General features: G+C 44.8%; 7 protein-coding genes. 2 read left to right on the top strand and 5 right to left on the bottom strand.

Annotated elements, in window-relative coordinates; translation table 11 throughout:
- Nucleotides 1-301: 301 nt before the first annotated feature.
- From ACUVJL_RS28090 to ACUVJL_RS28075, 4 genes are all read right to left on the bottom strand, one after another.
- On the bottom strand, nucleotides 302-1774 hold the full coding sequence (locus tag ACUVJL_RS28090) for an adenylate/guanylate cyclase domain-containing protein (protein ID WP_445248852.1): 1473 nt from the start codon (nucleotides 1772-1774) through the stop codon (nucleotides 302-304).
- Nucleotides 1775-1844: 70 nt separating this feature from the next.
- Nucleotides 1845-2189: a slr1659 superfamily regulator gene (locus ACUVJL_RS28085; RefSeq protein ID WP_445248851.1), complete on the bottom strand. Its 345-nt coding sequence runs from the start codon at nucleotides 2187-2189 to the stop codon at nucleotides 1845-1847.
- A 45-nt stretch (nucleotides 2190-2234) separates the two neighbouring features.
- The gene (locus tag ACUVJL_RS28080; protein WP_445248850.1) at nucleotides 2235-2813 is read right to left on the bottom strand and encodes a DUF6272 family protein; all 579 of its coding nucleotides are present in this window, start codon (nucleotides 2811-2813) and stop codon (nucleotides 2235-2237) included.
- Between the two features lie 77 nt (nucleotides 2814-2890).
- Nucleotides 2891-4849, bottom strand: coding sequence for a PP2C family protein-serine/threonine phosphatase (locus ACUVJL_RS28075; protein WP_445248849.1), 1959 nt, complete (start codon nucleotides 4847-4849; stop codon nucleotides 2891-2893).
- A 525-nt stretch (nucleotides 4850-5374) separates the two neighbouring features.
- On the opposite strand from ACUVJL_RS28075, the gene ACUVJL_RS28070 reads away from it, so the two are divergent.
- Nucleotides 5375-5956 (top strand): hypothetical protein, encoded by a 582-nt coding sequence (locus ACUVJL_RS28070; RefSeq protein WP_445248848.1) that lies wholly within the window; start codon nucleotides 5375-5377, stop codon nucleotides 5954-5956.
- A 127-nt stretch (nucleotides 5957-6083) separates the two neighbouring features.
- Here ACUVJL_RS28070 and mnmA read toward each other — a convergent pair whose 3' ends face one another.
- On the bottom strand, nucleotides 6084-7175 hold the full coding sequence (gene mnmA / locus ACUVJL_RS28065; RefSeq protein ID WP_445248847.1) for a tRNA 2-thiouridine(34) synthase MnmA: 1092 nt from the start codon (nucleotides 7173-7175) through the stop codon (nucleotides 6084-6086).
- Nucleotides 7176-7786: 611 nt separating this feature from the next.
- Here mnmA and ACUVJL_RS28060 point away from each other — a divergent pair.
- Entirely contained in the window at nucleotides 7787-9436 is a 1650-nt protein-coding gene (locus ACUVJL_RS28060) for an NAD(P)H-hydrate dehydratase (protein ID WP_445248846.1), read from the top strand.
- The last annotated feature ends 375 nt before the right edge of the window (nucleotides 9437-9811 follow it).

Raw genomic sequence — 9811 nt, 5'->3', positions numbered from 1 at the left:
GTTGACTAAGGAATGAGAATTAAATAACTTCCACAAGTTTGTGGGATGGGCGTCCCGCCCGTCCAAAAAGGATGGCGGGACGCCCATCCCACAATAACAATTAAAATTGTAAGTTATTTAATTCGCGATCCTAATGACCGAAAGCATCCAGGATACAAGCCCCCGGATTCATGCCTTCGCAGACTCAGGATCCAGAAATAAAAAACCTGTATCCGAGAAACTTGCCCCCCGAATTTATCCGTGGGGTCAATGCTTCAATTCTTTAATCTAAAATCTAAAATCTAAAATCCATTGACTTGCTTTAAATTCCTTTGAGGAGCGATCGCCAATCCCGACAGCGTTTCAGGTAAATACGAGCTACCTGATCGCTCGGATTTGTCCGCAAACACTCTTCAAACAATTTTCCCGCTTCTCGGAACTGCTTGCGCTCGCACAGGAACATAGCTTCAGTATATACGGGCAAATTTGCTAGCTTTGCCGACCTAATTTCCGGTGGATCCGCATCAAATACCTCATAGACTACGACATATTGAGATTTTCCTTTTACCTGTACCTTATCCACAATCCGAATAGCATAATCAGCCGGATTTCGCAACCGTTCCAAAGTTTGGTGAGAAATTAACAGAGGTACGCTGTAATCTTTGGTCAATCCTTCAATGCGAGATGCCAAATTAACAGCATCGCTAATCACAGTGCTGTCCATTCGGCTTTTACCCCCGACTGTCCCCAGCATCAAAGAACCCGAATTGATGCCAATGCCAATTTGAATCGGGATGTAGCCGACACGTTGACGGTCTTGGTTGTAATTAGTCAGGATATTTAGCATTGCAATACCCGCTTTCACTGCATCATCTGCAAAGTCACTAAACAGAGCCATAATTGCATCGCCGATGTATTTGTCAATAAACCCGTTATTGCTAGTAATAGCCGGCTCCATCCGCGAAAGGTAAGCATTGATAAAATTAAAATTTTCTTGCGGTGTCATAGTTTCCGAAAGCGTCGTGAAGTCGCGGATATCCGCAAATAGCACCGACATTTCCTGCTGCACCTGGTCGCCTAAATTGACATCTATAATACTTTCATATCCCAACAAATTTAGAAATTGATGCGGCACAAATCGCCCGTAGGCATCAGTTAATTCTGATTCTGCATCCAGGGATTTTTCCAAATTTTGATTGAGTTCAAAGAGTTTCTCAATAAATTTATGACGCTCGGTTTCAGCTTGTTTGCGTTCCGCGACATCTTGAAAAACTGCCATCGCAAAAGCAACTTGGTCACCGTCAAAAATTGGGGTTCCCGAAGCCTCAATGGGAACTTTCTTGTCGGGTCGATGAATTTCCAGATCGTCAGCAGTCGCGTTTTCGCCCCTCAAAGCTCGGACGATCGGCAAATTCTCGTAAGGGTAAAGAGTATCAGTTCCGGCGATATAAATGTGATAACCTTCTGACAACTCCTCAACTGAATTTAACGGCAAAACCCCTTGACCGAGTAACTGCTGCCCGGCGCGATTGATGTAGTAAGGTCTGCCTTGAGAATCGAGTACGGCTACGCCTATCGGAATCGCTTCCAGAAATTGAGCCAGCTTGATTTCGCCTTCCCGAACCGCCTCGAATGCCCGAGAGCGCAACTCAGTCTCAACCGTATCGGAATGTTCAGCAGTAGTTTCCAGCAAGATTTCCAGATCCGCTTTTTCCTCCTTCAAGTCTTTCACTTGCTGGCGCAATCTTTCTATCTCTAAAAGTAGGTGTTCTCTAGATGGTTGTTCTTCCAGCATAACGCGAGAATTTGCGCCTCGACTAACAGAAAATTGCTCAACAGCCCGCGCCCTAAAAGTAATCGTGTGTCTATACTAATTCCAACTGCAAACCAGGCATCAGGCGCTGGAAATTTCTCAAAGATTTACCTTGCCAAGCTATGCGTTGAGAACCTTCTACCGCCATTTCCACCCGGGCTTTTTTGCGCTCCTCGATAATAAACTTCGACAGCATATTGATGCCAGCACTGTTCAAAAATTCTAACTGCCTCAAATTGAGGGTAATCTTCTTCGGTTCCACGTCGGCAACCTTGCCCAGCAACTGCAGTATCGGTTGGTACTCCGTAGGCCCCCTCAGCCTGAGAGATCCCACAAAACTCACGGTTGCCGTTGCTGGATCGTAACAGATCCGGTAATCTTCTGTCTTAATTTCCATTGTCGCAAAAAAACTCCCTTAGATATTATCGATCGCCAGTGTTGTTTATACTCTCAATTGCACCATAGTTGTTACCGCAATTACTTCCGGGTCTTGGTGCACGGTCTGGAACTTCCAGCCTATTTTGGCGGTATAATCGGTGAGCATGGTCAACAAACCCAATCCAGAATCGGTACAGCTTTCGTCAGCAGCATTTTTTTCCAACTGCTGAATGTAAAGCTCGCTGGGTTCGGAGGCGAGCAACTGCTGAATGTAAGCCTGAAACTTATCCACAGCTTGCGGAGAGATACTGTTAACAACTGAGAAAATCACTCCGTCGCTCTCTAATTGCAGTTTAATGTTTATCGGGTACTCCGAGGTTTGATTATTAAATTTCATCGCATTTTCTAATAACTCGTTAGCAATGTAGCTAACAGCGCTTTTAATTTCAGCTTGTCTTTCAAGTGTCGAGGAGTCGTCTTCGTTGCCAGGAAAAAAAGTCGCCAAGTAGTCAGCCATAAAATCCGCAGACAAACCGTTGTTCCGCCACCGCTGCTTCAGGGGAATCGAACTCGGGGAAAACCCAATTATTAAGTATTCTTGGCTAGCTGGCAACTCGATGAAATCGCCGAAAGTCTGAATCATATCGATGGGAGAGGTAAAGTTTGAGAAGAGGAACATTACTGAATCTATTTTAAACTTAAGAAGTGAGATTTAATTAGCTATTTTTGTTTAAAGACCAGCAATGTGATGTCATCAAAAACTTTTTGTTTGCCGATGTGCGATCGCACGTCCTTAATTACAGCGTGCCTGATTTCGGCAGCCGAACGCTGCCAATTAATCTCTATTACCTCAATTAACCTATCTAAACCATAAAGCAGTTTATCCATATTTTCAGCTTCTGTAATTCCGTCAGTGTACAGCACTACCACATCTCCTGAATACAACTGCACACTTGTTTGGGCAACAAATTCAGCAATCTCTGCATCCAGCCCGATCGGGAAACCCAAATCGATCGTATCCAACCACTCTACACAACCGTTACACCGCACGACAATGATTTCTCCGTGCTGGCCGCTCAACTTCAGCATTCCCTGCTGATAGTCTAGCAAAGCAAGGCTGGCGTTTTTATCGAATTTCAGGCGCTGCACATTATCGTAAATTACACTGTTAATAGCGCTTAAATTTTTAACCAGATCGGGTTCATTGTCAGCGATCCCAGTTCGGAATGCCGTTTGAACCATAATCATTAAAACGCCGCTCTCCCATCCATGTCCCGTAACATCGTCCATGCCAATTTTCACTCTACCTTTGTGCGGGAGTACGTCGTAATAGTCGCCGCATACTTCCTCAGCAGATTCCATAAATTCCGCAATATTTAAGCCGATAACTTCCTTGAATTCTTGGTATTTTGGCAGCAGTATCTGCTGAATTTTGGTAGTAAGGTCTAGTTCGGATATCATTCGCCTATTTTCAGCTTTTAAACGATCGTTGATAACAGGAATTTCTTGATTTTTACCAATTAAGGCATCTGTAATCTTGTTAAACGCACCCACCACTTGCCCCTCGGGCTCTCTATTATCCCAAATAATTTTGTGGGCGAGATTGCCGCTTGCCATTTTTTTTGACGCTTCGTCAAAAACAAATACAGTTTGCCTAACTGCGCTGTAATAACAAAGAAATATATCAATAAAAATGGCTAATGTTATTAAAAATAAAATAAAAATTAATTCGGGCGTTTTAACAAAAAAACTAATTCTGTATTGTAGCGAAAAGTATAACTCGTTTACAGTTTTATCCCAGAGTTTAAAACTTGAATTTAAAGCAAAACTCCTACCGTTTATAGAGGCGTCATGTTTGATTAATACACTTTGATATATCCTTTGAGCTAGTTGCTTAACCAGAGATTTTAAAAATTTTAAATTCAGTGTTAATTTCGGTCGCCGATTCCCCTGATGATTATGGCTAAATGCTACCTCCATATTAATTGCCAAATCAGCGATTTCTATCAATCTGCTCGAAAGAGTAATCAGTTGCGCTCTTTCCTCTGGTGTGGCATCGGAACGAAGGCTAATTTTTTGAGAAATTAGCCTAATCTCTGACAAAATTTTTTGCATTTCTGGAAGATTCAGCAAAGTAGCATTTATTAAATAATAGATCTCCAAATCCGGGTCGAAAATCAGATGGGAAGTATCGCCGACGGGAACGCTCAGTCTATTAAGGTCGGCAGTTAAACGTTGATATACAAAATCGTAAGTTTCTAAACTCCACTGGCTGCGGCGAAGTTTTAAATTTGGCAAATTTTGATTAAATTTATTTAAATCTTTACTGCACATTAATATGTTTCCGAGCTGGGAATCTGTATTTGCCAGGGATTGAAAGTTCGCGTCTATCTTAGCTTCTAAATTTGCCCGGGATTCTGAATTGCTTAAATTGGGATTTAAACTCTGATAATTTACCAGTTGAAGTTTCGGTATGTATTCCCTCAACTGGCGCAGCGTGTGCAGGTATTGATTACCATAATTTTTTTTCTTTCTCAAATAAACTAGGCTGTTAATTTCGCAAATCAGCAGGTACATGACGAAGGTTAAAGGTATTGCAAATAGAAAACCGATTAAGGTAAATTTTTGAGGATAGCTTAGCAGATTTATTAGATGGATTCCTAGGGATTTTCTGTTCATAATTGATACATTTCAACAAGATTCTACTATAAAAGTAGCGCTCGCTACTAAAATCGCTTCGGGAACGATCGCTCTTGAAAAGCAGAATGGTACAATTAATCAGCGATAGCTGGCTTAATTTCTAATGCGTTTGGGTCCTGTTGCCACAAATTGTGAGGCAACGCTTTGGTCTCACTTGCTCAGCTCGCCTTCCACAGTCTAAAACACCTTTAGCAGTTTTGGCACAATGAATAGTCATTTCTACTGAGATTGTGGGGGAGAATTAGACGCTTTTAAGAATATTTACTTAAACATAAATTTTTCTTAATAACCGGAGACTCTGACTAAAAATTAAGTAATAAATGGGTATTGCAAGTTTCCTGAAACACAAGTGCCGGCAGCGAGTAGGAAATACTTGCGCCACACCATCCGTCAAGTTTGTTCTGCAAAAAGGAACCAACAGCACCAACAACAGTGTCTAAATAAGAATCGGCAGTTGAGTGATCAGGAGCGATCGCGTATTGTGTAAAGTGAGGCAGAGGGCGTATGATGAAACCAATCTCCAAAAATAACTCTCAAAACAATCAAAACCGAGACGAAAAGCAGCCCAATCCTTTAATATTGGCTTTGGTGCTAACAGGAATTCTGGCCCTTGAAATGTATCCGGCGCTAAGAGACACCGCTGCTGCTAACGCGGGCGCTCTCAAATATTCCCTTGCCCAGTTGGAAAGCCAACAGCAGCAAACCGCCCAGCAATTTTCCTCAGCCGCGGTGCCCCCAAAAATCAGCTATTCGGTATTTGCACTCAATAGTCTAACTTCCGAACCGGGAAATTTGGCCGAGGGTACGCGCCAAAATCCCCCGAACCCATTGCCCGCAACCGTAGCAGCAGCACTTCGCCGAGAGTTGTCGCACTCCACTGGCATTGCTGCTGACAAGTTGAAAGTAACTGAATCGAGCCGACAAAGTTGGTCGGATACTTGTTTAGGACTCGGGAAAGCTGATGAAATTTGCGGTCAAATGATTGTCGAAGGTTGGCGGGTTGTGGTTTCTGATGGCAGCCAAACTTGGGTTTACCGCACTAATGCTAGGGGAAATATCTGGCGTTTGGAAAAAAAAGCTAGTTAGGTAAATGTACCCCTGTGAAATGAAAAATAAGTTTTTTTTGGAGCAGGCTTTGGGGCCTGTTCCACAAAGAGTGAATTTTCTTCTGGGAGGTTTCTTGTGGGGTGGGCACGCTCGCGTGCCCCTTACATCAAGCTGGGAGTTGGTTTCTTTCAATGATGCCGCCGCCCAACAGCACATCCCCGTCATACCAAACAGCCGCTTGTCCGGGGGTAATACTCAACTGCGGTTCGTCAAAAATCAACTTAACTCTTGTACTACCAGCTTTTTCCTCTGCTTGGGAGGGTTCCACAGGAATAATGGTAGCGGGCACGGGGTGCGATCGATACCGAATCTGTACCTGAGCCCGAATCGGAGCCATCGCCTGGGCCACAGAAACCCAATTGACTTTCTGCACAGTACATTCAGATTCTACTGCCAACTGCCGATCGCCCACAATTACCCGATTGCCAGGAGCATCAAGTTCAATCACGTACAGCGGTTCCGGTGCAGCAATCCCGAGTCCCTTCCGCTGGCCGATGGTGTAGTGGTGAACGCCGTCGTGCTGTCCGAGCACCCGCCCTGCCTTGTCCACAATGTCACCCTTTTGCGGCGCAATGTACTTATCCAGAAAAGCCCGCATCGAACCGTTACTTTCCACCAAGCACAAATCCTGACTTTCCGGCTTATCAGCAGTTTTCAAGCCAAATTCCGCCGCAATTCTGCGAGTTTCAGTCTTGGTAATTTCCCCCAAAGGAAACTCCGTACCTGCCAACAAATCCTGTGTTAAATCATACAAGAAATAAGACTGATCTTTCGCAGGGTCGATCGCCCGCAGCAACTGATAGCGGCCCGTAGCAGCATCGTAAGTAATGCGAGCGTAGTGTCCTGTAGCAATCTTTTCAATTCCGAGTTCTTCGCGAGCATACCTGAGCATCGGCCCAAACTTCACAGTTTTATTGCACTGCGAACAAGGCAGAGGCGTAATTCCTGCACTGTAACCCTCCACCAAATAATCCACAATACTTGCCTGAAAGACCTCGCGGCTGTCAACAATGTGGTGGGGAACGCCCAAATCTTCGCAAATTTTAGCTGCATCGACCATTCCCTCAGAGCAGCACTGACCTTTGCCCTTCATCAACCACAGCGTTAAACCCACCACTTCATATCCCTGATGGTGTAAAATTGCGGCTGCTGCGGAACTATCGACCCCCCCGGAGAGGCCTACAACAATCTTGTTCATAAAAAAAAATCGGTAAGTGGGAAACGAGCGTCACAAAGAGTGAACAGAGGGAAACGACCCTTCGGCTACGCTCTGGGCATCGCTCGGGGATTTCAATAAGCGAGTGAATCTTTCCATTACACGGGGATTGCTAGATTCGGTGTACTTTTGTTATGTACTTTCAATGGGACAATTACCATCTCAAATTTTGCAACCCGCGATCGCATAATGTTTGCTCCTTGATCAGCCTCCATGAGAGGGGTAGAAGAGACGACCTGCCAGGTCGTCTGTACTTCGCCGCGAGTTAACGGTCGGTACTATATCTAGGACACTGATTTAACCCAATAAATCTGTTTAATCCTAGATTTCGCTTGGCAAGGAACTATGCGAAGCATCCCCTGGTAGGTCTTGAACTCTTACCGTTAACGTAGTACGCAGGTACACATCTGGTCAACTGTGACTTAAGTCTTAGGCTAGAAGCCTAGTGTCTTTAGAGCTGGGTCGTTGACGGTTGGGGAGAAATTGCTATTTTAATGTTACTTTGTTCTATCGAGCTAATTCATTGTAGCACTAAGATACTACAAAATGCCACTGCTGCTGTTAGCTGAAAGCTTACCACCACTGTAATCGAAATGACTATTCAAAAATTTGTTGTCACCGCCGACCAAATGCGGCAAATAGAAACCCGAATCTTTGTCGCTGGAATGCCAGTAGCAGCTTTAATGGAAAAAGTCGCGGGGCTGATTGCTAGACGCATTCAGCAGCTTTTGAAGGCGGAAGGAAGTTGGGCAACGAGCAGTGTACAGGATTTAACGGATAGAGGGAAAAGCCCTGCAGGGAAAAATCTTGTTAATTCTCAATTGCCAGTTATCGGTGTATTGGTTGGGCCCGGACACAACGGCGGCGATGCTTTGGTTGTTGCCCGCGAATTGCACTTTCAAGGATTCCAAGTAGTTATTTACTGCCCGTTTTCTCAACTTAAAGAACTAACAAAAAGTCACGCTGATTATGCGCGTTATTTAAATATTCCATTTATTGACAAAATTGAACCTCTCAAAAACTGCGATTTGCTCGTAGATGGTTTATTTGGATTTGGATTAGAACGAGAAATTACTAACCACACAGCCGCCGCGATTGACGAAATAAATAATTTAAACATCCCCGTTTTCAGTATAGACATTCCATCCGGAATTCATACAGATACCGGAGAAGTTTTGGGAACGGCAATCCGGGCCAAACATACATTATGTTTGGGTTTGTGGAAAATGGCATTTCTGCAAGACAGAGCGTTAGAATATATCGGCAGTTCCGAATTAATTGATTTTGATATTCCCGCAGCAGATATTGGAGCAATATTGGGCGAAACACCAGCAATACAACGCATAACAAAAGCATCGGCAACTCAGCATTTGCCGTTACCCCGATCGCCGATTTCGCACAAATACACCAACGGTCACTTACTAATTATTGCAGGTTCCCGTCGCTACAGCGGAGCAGCAATTTTGGCAGCATTGGGAGCAAGAGCAAGCGGCATCGGAATGCTGTCAATTGCTGTTCCTGAGTCGATTAAACCCATGTTGAGCAGTCAGTTGCCAGAGGCATTAGTTATAGGATGTCCCGAAACCCACAGCGGTGCAATTAGCGAGTTGCCAGTAGCAATTGATTTGAGCATCTATGATGCGATCGCCGCAGGGCCTGGTCTGACATTGGAAGCCGCAATAGCTGTAGAATCTTTACTGGAGAGCGATCGACCTCTCGTGTTAGATGCTGACGGTTTAAATATCCTCGCTCAACTCGGCACAGTCCCGATTTTGTCCGAACGCTGTGCACTGACAATTATCACGCCTCACCCGGGCGAATTCAAGCGTTTATTTCCCGAACTAGCCAACCAAACCGGCCATCATCGAATTGCCGCCACTCAAGCAGCAGCTCAGCTTTGCGGTGCAACGATATTGCTCAAAGGAGCCAGAGTTTGCATAAGTTGGAAGGATGAGGGCGATTCCCTAAGGGATAGCTACGCTTCACGTACCATCACCTACCTCAATCCCGAAAGCACCCCAGCCCTCGCCAGAGGCGGCAGCGGCGACGTTCTCACAGGCTTGTTAGGGGGACTATTAGCAACAGCCATCGCCCGCAATTCTCCCTGGAAATCAGTTGCAGCAACAGCAGTTTGGTGGCACGCTCAAGCCGGAATCATGGCAGCCAAAGAACGGACAGAATTAGGAGTAGATGCCTTTACTTTGACACAGTATTTAATTCCAGCTTTGCGAGAATTTGCTTAGCAAACAATCAACAGTTGGTAGGGTGCGCACCGCGCACCTTGATATTTTGTAGAGTGTGCACCGCGCACATTATTGATATTTTTAGTCTTGGACGCATCGGGCTGGTGAAACCGAGTTTGAGCGACTCAAACGCCCGAGCCCGCATACTCGGTAAAAAACCCGGTTTCGAGGAAGCGGAGTGCATCCAGGACTGACCTTGATATTTTGTAAGGTGCGCACCGCGCACCTTACCCGTTGGTTTGTAGTGACGACAAGTCCTCAGAAAAATCTTAGGACTTGGATTCCTTACTAAAAACCAACGGGTAGGATCGCGAATTAAATAACTTACAATTTTAATTGTTATTGTGGGATGGGCGTCCCGCCCGTCCTTTTTGG

This window comes from Microcoleus sp. OTE_8_concoct_300 (assembly GCF_031383065.1).
In the GTDB taxonomy this organism is placed as follows: Bacteria; Cyanobacteriota; Cyanobacteriia; order Cyanobacteriales; family Microcoleaceae; genus Microcoleus.
The sequence above is the reverse complement of the archived record's forward strand: the minus strand, read 5'-3'. Positions and strand labels throughout refer to the sequence as shown.